Consider the following 16,163-nt stretch of genomic DNA (forward strand, 5'->3'; position numbering starts at 1 on the left):
TCATGGCTTTACTACCTGGCAAGAATATTTTTGACGGCAGCAAGACCCCGGCACCGACCGTCACCGAAATGAAAACGGCATGGGGTACGCTGCGCGATTTCATGGCCGATCTGCTGGGTACCGACAGCAGCGACAAGAAAGCCGCACGCGCCGCCTTGGGTGTGCCGAGTGCCGTCGATGTTCAGGCTGGCATCGATAAGTTTGCAGTCGCTGCCGGCACCGGTGACGCCATGACCGTCACCATGACGCCGCCTGTGAAGGAACTGATCGAAGGCATGGAAATACGGGTGCGCTGCATGGGACCCAATTCGTTGATCGCGCCGACGATCAAATTGGATGAACTGCCGGCGGTGACTATTGTTGCAGCCGACGGCGGCGCGCTGGTGACAGGTGCTTACCTGGACAAGTGGCCGGGGACGTTTCGCTATCGTGCCAGCACCAACAAGTTTGAGTTTCTTAATCCGGTGCCGGTGGTCAGTACTGGTAAATCATCGGTACGGCAGACCGTGCTGAGCGGCGCGACCGATGCCAATGGTTATGCCAGCATGTTGTCTGCCGGCGCTGGACTTGCGCTCAATCTTTCGGCCACCGATACACCGATGGTATTGTCGTTCGCCGCCGGCTTCGATGCTGGCGGCGAAAACAATCTACTGACGCGATTGACTGCAAACGTGGCCGGTGTTGTCGCTGGTCTGGCCGCCAGCAATATCAGTTATGTTTACGCCGATTACGTTTCGCCGACTAGTGTTGCGTGGGGAAAGACCGTGGTTCCTCCACAATATGGCGCTACGTTTGACAAGTCCAGGCAAGCGCTTTTGCATTTTGAGGGAAGCGTTGGGTCCACGTCGTTTTTGGACGACTATGGAAATATATGGACGGGCGCTGGCGGTGCGAAGCTGCAGAGCAACCAAGTACGCAGTGGAACATTGGCACTCGGTGGTTCGGGAGCGAACAACGCTCTTAACGGTAGCACTGATTACATCAAGTGCGCTGGGCTTAATACAATGCCGGCGAACGGTTGGACCTGGGAATCTTATTTTTATCTTCCGGCTTTTTCCGCTGTGTCTAGTCTATTTGGCTTTCTCGCTCCCGCGCTGAACAATGGTGCTTATGTGAATGCTGCTGGCAAGATCGTCTGGACGTTATCAAGCGCTTCCAACAACGATATCGTCAATGGAACAAGCACCGCAAGTTTAAATGTGGCTTCATGGAATCATGTCGCGATAACTTACGATGGGGTCGCGGGCGCCTATCGGCTGATTATCAACGGCGCTCTAGATTCGACGGTTACAAGTACGCTGAAAATTTCTAGCTCACCTAATGGATTCGGAATTGGACAACACTATTTTGGCGGTCAGGGGTTCGGAGTTGGCTACATCGATGAGTTTCGATTTTCCCCTTATTGCCGATATCCTGGGGGGGCAACTTTTATACCGCCAGTCTCAGCAGGATTGGTGGAAGGTGATTTTTTCAACACGTCCAACATGACGATGTATCAGGTCACTGGCGCATCAGTTCAGGCTGGAAGCAATCCGGTATTTACGGCAAAAAATCGCCTGTATGTGGGTGAGGTTGTCACGGCAGCGTCGGCGATATCTGTCGTCGTCAATTACGCATTGCGTGGAACGTATTACATCAGAATTCCTGGAATCCAGGCGGCAAATAGTCGTACCTTATATCCCGATAATATCGGCACTGATCGAAAGAAACTTGTTGCAAATTGGATTAATAAATCCCCCGATTTCGGATACGTTCCCGGCAATAAAATTCCTGCTTTTACATACTTCAATGCAGCAACAGTATTTCCAGTGAATCCAACTCAGCAGTTGGACCGAAATATATCTGCGTTCATTACGCTGCAAACGATCGGTGTTGCTCCTAGTCCAGCCTCCGCTCCGACGACGTTGAGTTCGCTTGCATCAGCATCGTGGGACACCGAGATTTTCGTAGAAAGGGCTTTTTAGATGGGCAATTTCAATAAGCAATATGGTTACTACGACGGATTACGCCTTGATGGCGACACGGAATATCCCGATCCGCCAGATCCGAGGGAAAAATATACGCCCGATGGAGTTGGCGGTTGGACTTTGATGCCAACGCCGGTGCCGTATTCGGTCACACCGTTACAAGCGCGTCGCGCGCTGCTTGCCGCCGGTCTGTTGTCGGCAGTTGAAGAGGCTGTCGCCGCCGGTGATGAGGCAACTAAATTGGCTTGGCAGTTCTCAACGGCTGTTGAGCGAGGAAGTCAATTTGTTGCTCTTCTTGCGACAACAATAGGCTTGACAGATGAGCAGGTTGACGATTTGTTCTGCAACGCAGTGACCTTTGTGTAGACGTCTGTACTAGCGATTAATCAGGCCGCCTTCGGGCGGTTTTTCTTTGGGGGAAAGATGTTAGAGCCAACATCAGGAGGTGCGGCAGCAGCTGCATACACCGTTGGGACAATCACGATCACCGGCTCGTTTCTTGGCCTGCAATACGACCTGCTGCTGGTTGGCATGGCCGGCGGCTTGGTGGCGCTTTCGTTCTTCGAGCAGACCACGCGGACCAAGATGGCGATCTCGGTAATTACCAGCGCATTGGTAGCCGGCTACGCGACACCAGTTGCCTACGTCGGCGTTCTTGAGTTCGCGGCCTGGACGGCCAAGACCGGTGACGCGCTGCGCTGGTTGTGTGCGTTCGGTATCGGCTTGTCAGCGCAAACCATTGTGCCGCTGGGTATCAAGTGGCTCAAAACCAAATACGGAGGCCCGCAATGATGACAGCGCTTTTCGTGATCAATCTGTTGGCCAGTCTGGCGATGCTGGCGCATGCCATGTGCGTGCTGAATCGAATGACATACAAGAGCAATCATTTCTATCGCGTGTTCTATGTGGTGCTTGGCGTCGGTGCGCTGGCCGTGTTGGCCGGTCCGCTGTACGGCTACACGAAACCGCAGATCGGCGAAGTGATTCTGAATGTGGGTATGACCGGCATAGTGATGAGTAGCTGGTTTCTGAAAAACCGGAGAGCAACATGAACCTGCATCAACTTCAAACCATCATGCCCGCCGCCAAGCGGGCATTGTTGTTTCTGGATCCGCTCAATGCGGCGATGGCCGAGTTCAGCATCAATACGCCAGCGCGGCAGGCAATGTTTCTGGCGCAGGTCGGGCATGAATCTGGGCAGCTGAATTTCCTGAAAGAGTTGGCCAGCGGCGCCGCTTACGACACCGGCAAGCTGGCGGCCAGGCTCGGCAACACCCCGGAAGCCGATGGCGATGGCCAGCGCTACAAGGGGCGCGGCTTGATCCAGATCACCGGCACGCGCAACTATCTGCTGTGCCTGATGGCGCTGGATATCGATGCATTGAGCCATCCCGAGATCTTGGAAACGCCTGAATTCGCCTGCCGATCGGCTGCATGGTTCTGGTGGAACAACGGCCTGAACGAGTTGGCAGACAAGGGCGATTTTCTGACGATTACCAAGCGCATCAACGGCGGCACGAACGGCCTTGCGGATCGGGAGGCATTGCTCGGGCGTGCCAAGAAGGTGTTGACGTGAACGGCTGGTGGAAGTTTGGCGCCGGCCTGGTCATCGCAGCCTCGCTTGCCGGTGGCTGTATGTTTGTCAGGCATCAGGGCGACGTCGCCGGCCGCGCCGCAGTACAGGCGCTGTGGGATGCCGACAAGATCGCACGCACCAGCGCTCAGCTGGCGGCAATCACCGCGCGCGATGCAGAAAACGACCGCGTGGTGGCCGCGGTGCATGCCGCCTATTCAGAACTGATCAAGGGGAAAGACAATGAAATGGCAAAAGAGCGTCTTGCTGCCGCTGCTACTGAGCGCCTGCGTCTCGGCGCCGCGTGGTGTGATAGTGGCCGACCTGCCGAAGCCGGCGAAGCAACCGGCGCCGGAAGCAGCAACAGCACCGATTCCGCCGGCCGGGTACTTTCGGAAAGCCTGGACCGATCTGTTAAGTCGCTGATTCTGGAGACGGAGGAGGTGGCTGCAACAGGGCGGGCTTGTCAGGCGGTGTTGCGGGCGAATGGATTGATGCCGTAGGATGGAACTGGTAGCTGATTTGTGTGTGCGAGCAACACATGCACTTAGGTTGAAAAATTACCGTAGTTGCTCAGGGCGACTCTGTTACTCTTTCCCCAAGTTGTTGGATTTGGACCCCCACTATCCGGTGACTCGATGCAGTACTCTGACTAAAGCGGAGCTGCATTCTTCGCCCCGATCCTCCCCCGGAGTCGGGGCTTTTTCTTTTTTATAATAAATTGTGTTTTTTGCTTTTGATACAAATCATTGTGCTTTGCTGGTGTCGCCTTATTGGGTTGTGTTGGGATTGTTGGACTGATGCCGTTGATTTGAAGGGTAGAGGTTGTAGCGGAATAATTTCAAAAATTCAACATTTATGCTGTATGTATACTCAGTTTCGTTTGATTTTATGTAATTAAAGCTGGTAATTGATCCATATTTAATTGATTTTTCTTCGTTCGAAACGGATACTGTCTGCCCATACAATATCAATAAAATTAATGGGGGTGGGATGCCTTTTGAAACAAAAGAATTTGACGAAAAGTCTTGGCAGAAAACGCACGATAGTTGGTTGAGCGATTTGGACACAACTCAGGCGGTTTCGCCGGTTGAAGTTTACAAGGCCCTTGAATTTGCTAAGGAAAACGCAATATACAATGATGAAACCAAAGAAACCGTCGCATATGGTATCTTTGAGGGGCGGAAGACAATTGCAAGCGCGATCGCGAACCTGATTGTCTCTCGTACTGGGCGTCGATTTTTAAAAGTTCTTGATGTCAATGTTCGCCCATCCATCGAGGACGGTGCAAATACTGAGAACATTAAGGATAGTAATACGGTCATAGAATTGTACGTTACCGCCATCATTGGAGCGATTGAGTTGACTCCAAAGCACCGTGCAAGTGTCGTTAAAGTATATGGCCGTAGTGCAAGTTTTATGCAGGTTTTGAAGTTTGTTGCTACTGAAATGCCCAAGCGTGCAGCAGCAGGCGGTGCAAATTTTAAGGTGTCAATCGAAGGTCGTTGGTTAGTTATTAAATTTTAAACATAATAAAAACAATTAAATAGGAAAATAGTCATGAATACTCCAGTCATCCAAATTGCAGGATCATCCGAATCACAAAGGAAAAATGCAACTGAAGCGGTGAAACTCGCTTTTAATGCCGCTGCAGAGCATTTCGGCGTAGTGGAGTTAGCGCGACGTATTTGTACACCTAATGACGCGCAGGTATTGAAGCAAGCTGCTTAAACGCTGTTTGAATTGTTGTTAAACAAAGACCCGCGAAAGCGGGTCTTTGTTTTTCTGCGTCATCCTAGAATGTCTTGGTCGGCGATTTTTGTTTGCGATATACTGTGTTTATGCACAGTATTTGTGAATATGAAAAACCTTCGTCCATCCATAGAATACAAGAGGCTCCAAGAGCTTTCGCGCACCAATAGCGACCCAGTGGTGCAGGAATTGCTATGGGAAATTCGACGGTTGCACTTCATGCTATCCCAAGATCTTCAGGACATCATTCAAATTCGTATGGCTTGGGCTCAGGAGGTCGGCGGCAATTATGCGGCTATCCATCAGATGCTGTATCGCTTGAAGTCTGACCCGGCGTCATTCGATGGCTGAAGTAGAATCCTCCCTATCACTAGGGAGAGTGCCATGTGTGTCAATTACGCCCCCACCAGGAAAGAACGGATCGATGCACTGGTAAAGGTCTTCACCACCGGTTTGCCGGATTGGCCAGGCGAGGTCTGGCAAGACTATGCCGCACCGATAATCCGCGCCGGGAATGATGGCGCGCCGGAATTGATCGTCGGCACATACGGCATGCTGCCCAAAGCGCACATGCCGCCGGCGGCGAAGCACTTCACCACCATGAACGCCCGGGCCGAAACAATCGGGCAAAAACAATCCTATTCAAAAGCATGGCGCCAGGGGCAAACATGCCTGTTGCCGACGTCGTGGTTTTACGAACCGAATTACGAATCGGGTAAGGCGGAGCGCTGGGCCATCGGCATGGAAGACGGTGCCGAGTTTTGTGTGGCCGGACTTTGGCGCGCGTGGGATGAGCCGGAAGGCGGGCAGTCTTTCTCTTTTACGCAGATCACAATCAACGCCGACGACCATCCGCTGATGAAGCGATTCCACAAACCGGGCGATGAAAAGCGCAGCCTGGTGATCGTGCCGGCCGGTGAATACGATGCCTGGCTCGACTGCAAAGATCCGGAGGTTGCGCGATCGATGTTGACGCTCTATCCGGCCAAAGGAATGAAGGCTTGGCCAGCGCCACGCGCATCAAAGAAGGTTGCAACTACAGAGGGTTTGTTTTGATGCGGAGAATTTGAGAGTGGCAGAAAAATGCACACTCCGAAAACAGAAAAGGGATTCCAATTGCTTGGAATCCCTTCGAATGCTTGGTGGGGCGTGAGTGGCTCGAACACTCGACCTACGGATTAAGAGTCCGCTGCTCTACCAACTGAGCTAACGCCCCAACAGAGGCCGAATTATAGTCAGTGTTTTCTGCCGCCGCAAGCTCTTTTTGTTCCGGTGGTGCAGGTTTTGTTTCGAGCGTGCTGGAAGAGCTTGTTTCGTCTGTGTTTGCGGCGTGTGAAGGGTTTTTATGGTTTGTATTTTTACCGTTGGCCGTTTGGTACCGGCAAGCGTTGTATTTGAATAGCGGGAGACAAGTCATTTCAACTGGTGCGCATTCTTAGGCATACATGACACGCCCGTATGGTTTGTCGCCGGATTTTTTGCGGTGACTTGCCCATTTTCAAGCTGAATTTCGGCGTTTCGGTTTATTTCCCATGTATCCAATGCTTGACAAGTTATTTCCGTCCAGATAAATTACCGCAATACTAAGATATATCTTAATCATAACTTAGTAATTTAAGCGCAGTCTCCGACATCCCCAGCATCAACGCCGCCAGGTGAGTCAAGGTCCGGCCCCCGGGACCGGCTGCCTCTTTTGGCATGCATATGCTATTTATTCTTTGGAGAATCGATTTATGTCCGACCGTCCTGACCTGGCTCCCTATCGTGTGCGCCACAACCTGAAATTCCGCATGCTGCAAGTCTTGCGCGTGCAAACACTGACCCCGCATCTGATCCGCGTGACATTTACCGGTGACGATCTGGATGATTTTGAATCCGCCTCCTTTGATGACCACATCAAGGTTTTCTTCCCCGCACCTGGCACTGATCAACTCAGCTTGCCGACCATGGGGCCGGACGGTTTGATCTTCCCCGGCGGCGAGCGTCCTGTGATGCGTGACTTCACGCCACGTCGCTTCGACCGTGCCGCGCGCGAGTTTGATATCGAGTTCGCCGTGCACGAAGCCGGACCTGCGGCGAGCTGGGCGCTTCAAGCCAGGCCCGGGCAGACTTTGGGTATCGGCGGCCCGCGCGGATCGCTGGTGATTCCTGCCGGTTTCGACTGGCACTTGCTGATCGGTGATGAAACGGCATTGCCGGCGATTGCCCGTCGACTGGAGGAATTGCCAGCCGCTGCGCGTGTGATCGCCATCATCGAGGTGGCTGACCCATCGGCGCGCATGGCGTTCGTGACCAACACCGAGCTGCACGCGGTCTGGTGTTATCGCAGCGAATCCGGCGCCAGAGGAGCGGCAATGCTGGAGGCCATCCGCGAAACCGATTTGCCGCAAGGTGAAGGCTACGTGTGGGCCGCCGGCGAGTCGGCCAGCATGCGCGCGGTGCGTCAGCATCTGGTGGCGGAACGCGGTATCGATAAAAAGCGCATCCGCGCCGCGGCCTATTGGCGTCAGGGCGACGCCGGAGTGCATGAAAACCTCGACGATTGAGATCGCGGGACGCGGGCCATATACGTTGGCCCGCCTGACAAGGAATCATTATGTACACACTCGATGCCGCGCGTGAGCGCCGTCTGTTATGGCTGCTGGCACTGACGCAATTCACCATCATCATGGATTTCATGATCATGATGCCGCTCGGACCGCAGATCATGACGGCGTTTCAGATTACGCCGGCGGCATTCGCCGGTGCCGTGTCTGCTTATTCCTGGTGTTCCGGACTATCCGGATTGCTGGCTGCAACCTATATTGATCGCTTCGACCGGCGTCGTCTGTTGCTCACGATTTATGCGCTGTTCGTGTTAGCCAATCTGGCCTGTGCGCTGGCGTCCAGTTATCCGCTGTTGCTGGCCGCCCGTGCTTTCGCCGGCATCACCGGCGGTGTGCTGGGATCGGTGGTGATGGCCATCGTCGGTGACGTGATTCCGGCGGCGCGCCGTGGTGCCGCCATGGGCATCATCATGACGGCATTTTCTCTGGCGGCAGTCGTCGGGGTGCCGGCGGGCGTGTTGATCGGTGCGCACTTTACCTGGGCGGCACCATTCTTCTTGCTGGTCTTGTTGTCCGGCGTGTTTTGTCTGGCGGCCTCACGTGTCGTGCCATCGTTGACCCTGCATCTGAGCGGACGGCCGCGGCCACTTGCTGAGGTGGTGCCGGATCTGTGGCGCCTGCTGACCAATCCGCGTCATATGAATGCCTTTGCGCTGACCTTCACCATGATGGTTTCGCACATGCTGGTCATTCCGTTCATTTCACCGATACTGGTGGCAAATCACGGCGTCTTGCCCGGGCAATTGTCCTGGCTCTATCTGTTCGGCGGCGCCGCGACACTGTTTACTTCGCGTGCTGTCGGACGGCTCGCGGATCGCTACGGCAGCCGCAATGTTTTTCGGATCGCAGTGTGCATCTCGGCATTGCCGGTGTTGTTCGTGACGCATTTGCCGGCGTTGCCGTTTATCGCGATGGTCTTGTTCTTTCCGTTTTTCATGGTGGCGATGTCGTCCCGCATGGTACCCATGCAGGCCTTGCTGACCACCGTGCCGGAGCCGGCGCAGCGTGGTGCTTTTCTGAGTGCCAACAGCGCGTTGCAAGCCGTTGGTACTGGTTGTGGCGCGTGGTTCGGCGGCTTGCTGTTATCGACTCAGGCCGACGGGCGCATTGCCGGTTATGGCACGGCGGGATGGCTGGCGGTGGCGTTGGCACTGGTCGTGGTGTTGTGGGTGACGCGGATCAAATCCACCGCGGATAACCGGACTGCTCTGCCGGGACTGGCAAGCACGGAGTGACTTGACCGGAAATAACATGGCCGCAGAAATGCGGTTGGCGGTTACTGAAGGATTTCATTGCGCCGTGCACCCGTCAGTCATCCGGCAATGTTCGGGGGCGAGCCTGTCAAAAAGCGCCATCGTGCTTCAGAACGATGCGCTGTGTCGTTCGTAAACAACTTGTCGTCAGCCGCCAGCGGTGTCGGATGCATGCCGCTGCCGTGCCTGTCGGTGCCGCGCGGGGCCAGGCGAAGACGCGTTCGCTGCCATTGAGCAAGACTTCAGCCTGACGGATGGTTTTTGTACCTGACAGCCGTGTCATCGTGTGGCAATGACTTTCGGGATTGTCGACAGGTGCATGCTCTGGATACGGCGAGGCATCGGACTGCGCAAACCGCACCGGGCTCGCACGAGGCAGACAGGATGATGGATGATCGGGGTTAGTGCGAATTCTGGATCGAGGCAGATATATCTGCTGTCTGGCCGGCGCGTTCAGCCTTGCGATACTCGCAAGGAGAAATTGCCATGTGTTTGCGAAACAGCTTGGCCACGTGTTCGCCACTGAAGAAGCCGCAACGGCGAGCGATTTTGTCGACCGGCAGATCGGTTTCCGTCAATTGCTGACGTACCGCTTCAAGCCGGATCTGCAGCAAGAATTCATGCGGCGTCTGTCCGGTTTCGCGTTTGAATTGACGCTGAAAATTGCGTTCGCTCATGGACACCGAGTTGGCGGCATCGATCATGTTGATCGGTTCCGACATATGTTCAAAAAACCAGCGTGACGCTTTTTGTACTTTGCTGTTGCTGACAGCCTGAGGATGGCGCTGAACGCGCGTGACTGGCGGCGTGTCGCGTCGCCGCTGACATACCACCAGGCTTTCCGCCACGCGTTTGGCGACGGCACTGCCGAGGTCGCTTTCCAGAAACCGCAACGCCAGGTCGGCGGCCATGCCGACGTCGCTGGTGGTGAAGATGCCATCATCTTCGGTAATCAGTGCTTCGCGTTCGAGGTGAATCTCCGGAAATTCCTGCGCCAGCTTGTCTTGCAAGGCCCAGTGCGTGGTAGCGCGGCGATTGTCGAGCAAGCCGGCGGCGCCGATGACAAACACGCCGGTACAAATGGCAGCGATACGGCGTACCGAGCCGCTCACTTCGCGCAGCCAGTCCAGCAGCAGGGGATCGCGATAGGCGTCGAAATTGCCGGTGCCGCTGGCAATCAACAGAGTATCGAATGAATGATTGTCCGGCGGTGGCAGCGGGGCGGTCATGATTTGCACCAGTGCCGAGGAATTCACCATGCCGCCGGTACGCGACAGCAATGACATGGTGTAGCCGCTCATGCCGGGAAAGGCGGAAGAAATCAGTTTGTCGCCGACGCCAAAGACATCTGCCGCGCCGACCACGTCGGCCAGAATGACGCCGTCGAATACGATGATCCCGATATGTTTGATGGATCGACGCTTACTATGTGGTTCGAGTGATTTGCTGCATAGCATTTCCATGAGCCGCTCCCTGCAATTCTTATTTTCTGTATGTCTGAATATTTCTACTAATGTTATTTTTTAGACAACTCATTGTGCATCCGATTTACTTGTCTGACGTATAACTTTTTTTCATGCAAGAGCCGGCTGCATCAGTATCTGGAATGGCTTGCAACAAGCTGACAAAATTATCAAAAAAACATTTCTTTGCAACATCTCCTTCAATGCGATGAGCTTCACCTAATTGCGTTTGTCATCCAGCTCGTCGTGCAGCCGGGCGTTCTCCAGCGTCAGTTCGGCGACGATTTGTTTTAGTCGGGCATTCTCTTCTTGCAGGTCTTTCAGGTCCTGGGGATAGCCGGGCAGCGAACTGAACTGTTTCTTCCAGTTAAGAAAAGTTCGTTCGGAAACGCCTGCCTGGCGAATCACGTCTTCCAGGGGGATGCCCAGTTCTGCCTGTTTCAGGGCGGCAGCGATTTGCTCGCTGGTGGTAGTGGTCCGCTTCATCGCATGGCCTCTGGTTTCTTGTCGTTGTCATGGCGCCCGCTCAGGGCAATCAGTTTTCCTGTTTGGCAGAAGCTTCGGTCAGCGGATCAAGACCGAGGCGGCGGCGTATGGCAGGGTCGGTGTAGCGCTCGGAATCAGTGCTGCTGTTGGAGGCAGCGGGCGATTGCGCGGTATCGCTTGCTTTAGCCACCGAAGGGCACGACCGACCGGTTGACTCGACTGCTTTGCGATTGGATTCGCTTTGACAGAGCAAGGCCAGCGCGACATCGTTCATACCCATGGCACGAAATTCGCGCGAGTCCAGACGGCGTACGCAAGCCTGGTCAACCATGGTAGTACCGCCGGTAGCACCGAAACCTACCACCGACAGGCCGAACGAACTTGATCCCATGCAGGTATCAGACAAGGTGGTGGTCAGCGATGGCGCCACCATGTTGGGGACTGTCTTGACGGTGTACGAACCACTGTAATCGACCCCCTGTGTATTGCCGGCGGCCGCAGCACTGGTTCCGCTGGCCCCCGTACTGGTGCCGCTGGTGCCGCTGCCGGTAGGCACCGAAACCGAAACGCTGACAGTAGAGTTGTTGCCGATTGCCTTGCCGCCGGAAACGCCGGAGATAGTGTTGGTAGCATTGCCGCCGGTAGCTGCGCCACCGGTTGCCGTACCGCCCGCACCACCGGCACCGCCCGTGGCTGATGAGGATGAACTGGAGGTTGGTGTACCTCCATATGATCCGGAAGACTGGCCATGACCGTTGCCGTCCGCCCATACTGGTAATGTGAACATAGAGGCTACCAGCACACCTAGAAGCTTGCTTTTCATGGCTGCTCCATCTCGATTATTGTTGTTGCGAACCGGGAGGGAAGAGGGCCTGCCCTCCCGGAGCGCATGCTGCCAAGGCAGCGGGGCTGAAACTAGTTGATAGCAGCGGCGCCCGAATTGCCGCCGTTACCGCCGTCACCACCGATTGCTTTGCCGCTGGAAGTGCTGCCACCGATAACCACCGAAGTAGCCGAGCCGGCGGTGTTCTTGTTGCCGCTGGCAGAAGCATTGGCGCTGCCGGTCGAGGACTTGGTGGAGCTGCTTGCCAGCGAATTGCCGTTGGCTGCCTGCAATACGCCTGCACCGCTGGTGGCACCTGCGCCGCCGCCGCCGGCACCGCTACCGCTTTGATGGCCGTTTTGATGATGTCCCGAGCCACTCGAACCTGAACCCGAGCCACCATTTGCAGTGCTGCCGGAACCGGCAATGGCTGCAGTGTTGCCACCGGTTGAGGTGACTGCGCCGCCCGCGGTTGAGTTACCGCCACTGTTTGCCATGCCACCGAAATTGCCTTGATTGGCATTGCCACCGGTGACGCTGCCGCCACTGGTGCTGCCGCCGGCTGCGTTACCTGAAATGGCTCCACCGCCTGCGCCGCCTGCACCGCCCGTAGAAATGGCGACCGCACTGGTGTTGCCTGCTGCCATTGGTGGTGGATTGTTGTTGTGGGCAAAAGCTGACACAGCAAACAGTGACACCACGGCGGCTGCAATAATGTGCTTGTTCATTTTTATTTCTCCTTGAGTTGGGCGTTGTTTACCGTAAGCTCTCGTCCATTCACGCCCCGACTAACAGACAAGATGTGTTTAGCCAGCGGCAAAGCGGGTGCGATGCCGTTTCGTTTTCTTGCTTGCGCTCTGATCTGGATCCCGCTCAGGATATGCACACGGGTTGCTGGTATGTGACAGCCTGATCGTCTGACGTTTGCCTTACGCCGCTTGTTGCTGCGGTAACCGCAGTGTTGCCTCGGTTGAACTGATATTAGGACGCCAAAGAATTGTGTTAGCGACAAAACCTTGTCTGCTTCGGACAGATGGAAATGGCGCGTTTGAGTAGACTGAAATGGTGCATGCCGGAATCAGGTGCACCAAAATGGATGGCGACGACGGGCAGTGTCGTCGTCTTCAATTGCCGCCTGGTATCAGGGGCGGTCAGTACTGGCGGAAGATGGCAGTCCAGTTCTGGTCGTTGTCGACATTGTGGAACAATTCGTCGACCAGTCCGATGCGTGAGCATGTTTGCAGGATTTGCTGACATTTGCTGAAGGTGCCGGTGCCGATGATGCGATAAATTTCCTCATCTTCATTGCGCAGCGCGATCAGCATTTTTTCGTTTTTCACGGCCACCAGATTGACCGGGATGACAGTCAGCCGGCGCATGATCTCATGGTCAAATTCTGCAATCCTGCAATTGTCGATGAGTGCTGTCCGCATGTTTTTCCTTTTTATGTAACGCTGCTGCCATGGTGCTTGCACCCCCGGAATATGCCGTGACACCCGGGACCGGCGCGGTTACATGAAATCCGGCGTTGCAGGTTTGTACAAGCATACGGCGCGGGCGCGCAAAAAATAATCGCTATTCGTGGATATTTGAGGGGAAAAATCACCAGAACGGATCAAGCGTGAGCATGCTGTCGCGGATGCCGCTCCGGCCCGGAGCAGAGCATCGCAAGCCGGCGCCCAAGAACACGCGGGGATGTCGCAATGGCCCCGGATTACGATAAATGTGTAGATGAACTAGTGATTATTAATCGAAGGTATTCGAAATGCTTTACACTTGACACTTTTCTTTCATCTACGCTTCGGTTTTATCTGCCATGTCAGCTGATCAGCATTTTCTCGTAGTCGACGATTTCTCCACAATGCGTCGTATTGTTACAGGTCTGTTAAAGGAGCTTGAGTACACCAAGATGTCGGAAGCCGAAGATGGCGCGGTCGCGTTCAAGATATTGGAATCCGGCGCCACCCCGGTGACGTTCGTGCTGACCGACTGGAACATGCCGGTCATGGATGGTCTGGCGCTGTTGAAGAAAATTCGTGCTACTCCCCAATTGAGCCATTTGCCGGTGTTGATGATTACGGCCGAGGCGAAAAAGGAAAATATTGTGGAGGCAGCACAATCCGGCGCCGACGGTTATATCGTCAAGCCCTTCAATGCCGCCACCCTGCAAGAAAAAATCGCCAAGATCCTGGCCCGCAGAGCGCAACTGGCAGCCTGAGCCAGGCAGTGTCCGGGCTGGCGGTCAGAATTCCTCCCAGCCATCTTCTGCCATGCTGTTACGCTCGGCCGTTTTTTTCTGCAGTGGGATCTTGTTCGGTGCCCGAGGTTGTACCTGAGGTGCCGGCTTTTTGAGGACCGGCGCTGCTGCTGGCGTCGTTACCGCATGCCGGACAAGAGGCGTGGCCGGTGCGCTCTCGGCCACCACTCCCGACGCGGCGTTGGCGGCGTCGTCGATATTGAACACGCTGACCACCTGCGACAGCTGTGCCGCTTCATCCTGCAATGACTTTGCCGCCGCTGCCGCCTGTTCCACCAGCGCCGCGTTCTGCTGCGTGACTTCGTCCATTTCAGTTACGGCTTCATTGATCTGCACGATGCCATCGCTCTGCTCCTGACTGGCACTGCTGATTTCAGCCACGATATCCGTCACGCGGCGCACGCTGTCGACGACTTCGGTCATGGTGGCGCCGGCCTGTTCCACCAGCTTGCTGCCGGCATCCACATTCTCCACCGAGGCATCGATCAAGAGCTTGATTTCCTTGGCCGCAGAAGCGCTGCGTTGCGCCAGGCTGCGCACTTCCGACGCCACCACCGCAAAACCACGTCCCTGTTCGCCGGCACGCGCTGCTTCCACTGCCGCATTGAGCGCCAGAATATTGGTCTGAAAGGCGATACCGTCGATCACGCTGATGATATCGACAATCTTTTTCGACGACGCATGGATGGCACTCATGGTTTCAATTACCTGATCGACCACGCTGCCGCCTTGTACCGCCACCGCCGAAGCCGATGCCGCCAACTGATTGGCTTGCCGGGCATTGTCGGCGTTTTGCCCGACAGTAGTGGTCAGTTGCTCCATTGACGATGCCGTTTCTTCCAGCGCGCCGGCTTGCGATTCCGTGCGGCTCGACAAATCCATGTTGCCGCTGGCGATCTCGGTCGAGGCGGTGGCGATATTGTCCGTGCTGCGTCGAACCTTGGCGACGATGGTGAGCAGATTCTGATTCATGGTTTGCAGTGCCTGCAACAAACGCCCGGTCTCATCCTGCAGCGGGGCTTCGAAGCGTGAGGTGAGATCGCCGGCCGCGACTGATTCGGCGACCTGCAAGGCACGCGTGATCGGTCGGGTGATGCTGCGTGTGACCAGTGTGGCAATTGCCGTCGCCAGCAAGATCGCCAGTGCGGTCAAGCCAATCAGGATGTTGCGGGCTTGCAGATATTGCGCGCTGATCTCGGCGGCGGCACTGAACATCAGACTATCCTGATAACGGATCAGATTGGTGATCTCATCCATGTACCGGGTTTGCAGCGGACGTACCTGTTTCAACAGGTAGATGGTGGCTTCTTCGCGCGCATCTTGTTCCAGCAGGCGCAGAATTTCTTTGCGCGTGTTGCCATATTCGCCACGCAGCTGATTGATCTTGACCATCAGGGCCTTGCCTTTTTCGTCCGTCACCACCTTGTTGAGCTCATTCAGCACCCGGCTGTTGTCCACAGAAGTAGTTTCAATGGTTGCCAATTCTTCGGCGATTTCTTTTGGATCGTGGCTCAGCAGGATATTGCGGAATGCGCGCGCAATGGTGTTGCTGTTGTCGATGACGTTGTTGGCCAATACCGTTTTCGGGTAGCGGTTGTGAACCGTCTCATCCATTTTTTCCTTGAGCGTATGCATGCGCTGGATACCGAGGCCGACCATGATGATCATCAATGTGACTAGCAGACCGAAACCGATGCCCAGACGTAAACCTATTTTGAGATTGGAAATGCGCATGCCGTGCCCCCTTTTGTCGATGGAATATGCAATGCGACATCCGGGGGTCGTGCGCGGTCAAGCGCTCTGATTACAGGATCCGGATGTCGGTACGTATAAAAATTATCACAATGGCAACATTTCACGTATCGCAAATCAACGAAATAGTGGTCACGACAGAAAAATGTCGCGGCGTTTCTACAATCGGCAGATGCAAAAACGGCGTCGGTGATGCAAACCTCAGCCCACTGTCCGGATATTTTTTGCATG

The 16,163-nt window shown here is 55.1% G+C and carries 19 protein-coding genes and 1 tRNA gene; 13 read left to right on the forward strand and 7 right to left on the reverse strand.

The window, feature by feature from the left end; genetic code table 11:
- Positions 1–2 precede the first annotated feature (2 nt).
- The 10 genes from AKL27_RS13100 (at position 3) to AKL27_RS13140 (ending at position 6,348) form a co-directional block, all read left to right on the forward strand.
- Complete coding sequence (locus AKL27_RS13100) at positions 3–1,964, forward strand: LamG domain-containing protein (protein ID WP_050463286.1); 1,962 nt, start codon at positions 3–5, stop codon at positions 1,962–1,964.
- Entirely contained in the window at positions 1,965–2,333 is a 369-nt protein-coding gene (locus AKL27_RS13105; protein ID WP_050463287.1) for a hypothetical protein, read from the forward strand.
- A gap of 57 nt (positions 2,334–2,390) precedes the next feature.
- Entirely contained in the window at positions 2,391–2,759 is a 369-nt protein-coding gene (locus AKL27_RS13110; RefSeq protein ID WP_157056915.1) for a restriction endonuclease, read from the forward strand.
- Positions 2,756–3,019 carry a hypothetical protein gene (locus AKL27_RS13115; protein WP_050463289.1) on the forward strand — a complete coding sequence of 88 codons (264 nt, stop codon included), beginning with the start codon at positions 2,756–2,758 and terminating at the stop codon, positions 3,017–3,019. The genes AKL27_RS13110 and AKL27_RS13115 overlap by 4 nt, the downstream gene beginning before the upstream one ends.
- On the forward strand, positions 3,016–3,543 hold the full coding sequence (locus tag AKL27_RS13120) for a glycoside hydrolase family 19 protein (protein ID WP_050463290.1): 528 nt from the start codon (positions 3,016–3,018) through the stop codon (positions 3,541–3,543). Before AKL27_RS13115 ends, AKL27_RS13120 begins: the two co-directional genes overlap by 4 nt.
- The gene (locus AKL27_RS13125; protein WP_050463291.1) at positions 3,540–4,043 is read left to right on the forward strand and encodes a hypothetical protein; all 504 of its coding nucleotides are present in this window, start codon (positions 3,540–3,542) and stop codon (positions 4,041–4,043) included. The genes AKL27_RS13120 and AKL27_RS13125 overlap by 4 nt, the downstream gene beginning before the upstream one ends.
- 490 nt (positions 4,044–4,533) lie before the next feature.
- Positions 4,534–5,067, forward strand: coding sequence for a hypothetical protein (locus tag AKL27_RS13130; RefSeq protein WP_050463292.1), 534 nt, complete (start codon positions 4,534–4,536; stop codon positions 5,065–5,067).
- A gap of 33 nt (positions 5,068–5,100) precedes the next feature.
- Positions 5,101–5,271, forward strand: a complete 171-nt coding sequence (locus AKL27_RS27740; protein WP_157056916.1) for a hypothetical protein — start codon at positions 5,101–5,103, stop codon at positions 5,269–5,271.
- A gap of 129 nt (positions 5,272–5,400) precedes the next feature.
- On the forward strand, positions 5,401–5,643 hold the full coding sequence (locus tag AKL27_RS13135) for a hypothetical protein (RefSeq protein ID WP_050463293.1): 243 nt from the start codon (positions 5,401–5,403) through the stop codon (positions 5,641–5,643).
- A gap of 33 nt (positions 5,644–5,676) precedes the next feature.
- Positions 5,677–6,348: an SOS response-associated peptidase gene (locus tag AKL27_RS13140; RefSeq protein ID WP_050463294.1), complete on the forward strand. Its 672-nt coding sequence runs from the start codon at positions 5,677–5,679 to the stop codon at positions 6,346–6,348.
- Positions 6,349–6,432: 84 nt separating this feature from the next.
- Here AKL27_RS13140 and AKL27_RS13145 read toward each other — a convergent pair.
- Positions 6,433–6,508, reverse strand: a tRNA-Lys gene (locus AKL27_RS13145).
- Positions 6,509–7,025: 517 nt separating this feature from the next.
- Here AKL27_RS13145 and AKL27_RS13150 point away from each other — a divergent pair.
- On the forward strand, positions 7,026–7,838 hold the full coding sequence (locus AKL27_RS13150; RefSeq protein ID WP_050463295.1) for a siderophore-interacting protein: 813 nt from the start codon (positions 7,026–7,028) through the stop codon (positions 7,836–7,838).
- A 50-nt stretch (positions 7,839–7,888) separates the two neighbouring features.
- Positions 7,889–9,133, forward strand: coding sequence for an MFS transporter (locus tag AKL27_RS13155; protein WP_050463296.1), 1,245 nt, complete (start codon positions 7,889–7,891; stop codon positions 9,131–9,133).
- 419 nt (positions 9,134–9,552) lie between these two features.
- Here the strand turns inward: AKL27_RS13155 and AKL27_RS13160 are convergent, their stop codons facing one another.
- The 5 genes from AKL27_RS13160 to AKL27_RS13180 form a co-directional block, all read right to left on the reverse strand.
- Positions 9,553–10,614: a GlxA family transcriptional regulator gene (locus tag AKL27_RS13160; RefSeq protein WP_050463297.1), complete on the reverse strand. Its 1,062-nt coding sequence runs from the start codon at positions 10,612–10,614 to the stop codon at positions 9,553–9,555.
- 219 nt (positions 10,615–10,833) lie between these two features.
- Positions 10,834–11,100 carry a transposase gene (locus AKL27_RS13165; protein WP_050463298.1) on the reverse strand — a complete coding sequence of 89 codons (267 nt, stop codon included), beginning with the start codon at positions 11,098–11,100 and terminating at the stop codon, positions 10,834–10,836.
- A 49-nt stretch (positions 11,101–11,149) separates the two neighbouring features.
- Complete coding sequence (locus AKL27_RS13170; protein ID WP_050463299.1) at positions 11,150–11,923, reverse strand: hypothetical protein; 774 nt, start codon at positions 11,921–11,923, stop codon at positions 11,150–11,152.
- Between the two features lie 92 nt (positions 11,924–12,015).
- A complete protein-coding gene (locus AKL27_RS13175; protein ID WP_050463300.1) occupies positions 12,016–12,651 on the reverse strand; it encodes a hypothetical protein in 636 nt (211 codons plus the stop codon).
- 423 nt (positions 12,652–13,074) lie between these two features.
- A complete protein-coding gene (locus tag AKL27_RS13180; protein ID WP_050463301.1) occupies positions 13,075–13,356 on the reverse strand; it encodes a hypothetical protein in 282 nt (93 codons plus the stop codon).
- Between the two features lie 383 nt (positions 13,357–13,739).
- On the opposite strand from AKL27_RS13180, the gene AKL27_RS13185 reads away from it, so the two are divergent.
- The gene (locus AKL27_RS13185; RefSeq protein WP_050463302.1) at positions 13,740–14,141 is read left to right on the forward strand and encodes a response regulator; all 402 of its coding nucleotides are present in this window, start codon (positions 13,740–13,742) and stop codon (positions 14,139–14,141) included.
- Between the two features lie 24 nt (positions 14,142–14,165).
- Here AKL27_RS13185 and AKL27_RS28635 read toward each other — a convergent pair whose 3' ends face one another.
- Positions 14,166–15,914, reverse strand: a complete 1,749-nt coding sequence (locus tag AKL27_RS28635; protein ID WP_050463303.1) for a methyl-accepting chemotaxis protein — start codon at positions 15,912–15,914, stop codon at positions 14,166–14,168.
- Between the last annotated feature and the right edge of the window lie 249 nt (positions 15,915–16,163).

It is taken from the genome of Herbaspirillum autotrophicum (assembly GCF_001189915.1).
GTDB lineage: Bacteria > Pseudomonadota > Gammaproteobacteria > Burkholderiales > Burkholderiaceae_D > Herbaspirillum > Herbaspirillum autotrophicum.

Coding starts and splice junctions, on each gene's coding strand:
- AKL27_RS13150 (WP_050463295.1), top strand. CDS start 7,026: ATGTCCGACCGTCCTGACCTGGCTCCCTATCGTGTGCGCCACAACCTG.
- AKL27_RS13140 (WP_050463294.1), top strand. CDS start 5,677: ATGTGTGTCAATTACGCCCCCACCAGGAAAGAACGGATCGATGCACTG.
- AKL27_RS13155 (WP_050463296.1), top strand. CDS start 7,889: ATGTACACACTCGATGCCGCGCGTGAGCGCCGTCTGTTATGGCTGCTG.
- AKL27_RS13105 (WP_050463287.1), top strand. CDS start 1,965: ATGGGCAATTTCAATAAGCAATATGGTTACTACGACGGATTACGCCTT.
- AKL27_RS27740 (WP_157056916.1), top strand. CDS start 5,101: ATGAATACTCCAGTCATCCAAATTGCAGGATCATCCGAATCACAAAGG.
- AKL27_RS13115 (WP_050463289.1), top strand. CDS start 2,756: ATGATGACAGCGCTTTTCGTGATCAATCTGTTGGCCAGTCTGGCGATG.
- AKL27_RS13160 (WP_050463297.1), bottom strand. CDS start 10,614: ATGGAAATGCTATGCAGCAAATCACTCGAACCACATAGTAAGCGTCGA.
- AKL27_RS13110 (WP_157056915.1), top strand. CDS start 2,391: ATGTTAGAGCCAACATCAGGAGGTGCGGCAGCAGCTGCATACACCGTT.
- AKL27_RS13180 (WP_050463301.1), bottom strand. CDS start 13,356: ATGCGGACAGCACTCATCGACAATTGCAGGATTGCAGAATTTGACCAT.
- AKL27_RS28635 (WP_050463303.1), bottom strand. CDS start 15,914: ATGCGCATTTCCAATCTCAAAATAGGTTTACGTCTGGGCATCGGTTTC.
- AKL27_RS13130 (WP_050463292.1), top strand. CDS start 4,534: ATGCCTTTTGAAACAAAAGAATTTGACGAAAAGTCTTGGCAGAAAACG.
- AKL27_RS13165 (WP_050463298.1), bottom strand. CDS start 11,100: ATGAAGCGGACCACTACCACCAGCGAGCAAATCGCTGCCGCCCTGAAA.
- AKL27_RS13135 (WP_050463293.1), top strand. CDS start 5,401: ATGAAAAACCTTCGTCCATCCATAGAATACAAGAGGCTCCAAGAGCTT.
- AKL27_RS13100 (WP_050463286.1), top strand. CDS start 3: ATGGCTTTACTACCTGGCAAGAATATTTTTGACGGCAGCAAGACCCCG.
- AKL27_RS13185 (WP_050463302.1), top strand. CDS start 13,740: ATGTCAGCTGATCAGCATTTTCTCGTAGTCGACGATTTCTCCACAATG.
- AKL27_RS13175 (WP_050463300.1), bottom strand. CDS start 12,651: ATGAACAAGCACATTATTGCAGCCGCCGTGGTGTCACTGTTTGCTGTG.
- AKL27_RS13170 (WP_050463299.1), bottom strand. CDS start 11,923: ATGAAAAGCAAGCTTCTAGGTGTGCTGGTAGCCTCTATGTTCACATTA.
- AKL27_RS13120 (WP_050463290.1), top strand. CDS start 3,016: ATGAACCTGCATCAACTTCAAACCATCATGCCCGCCGCCAAGCGGGCA.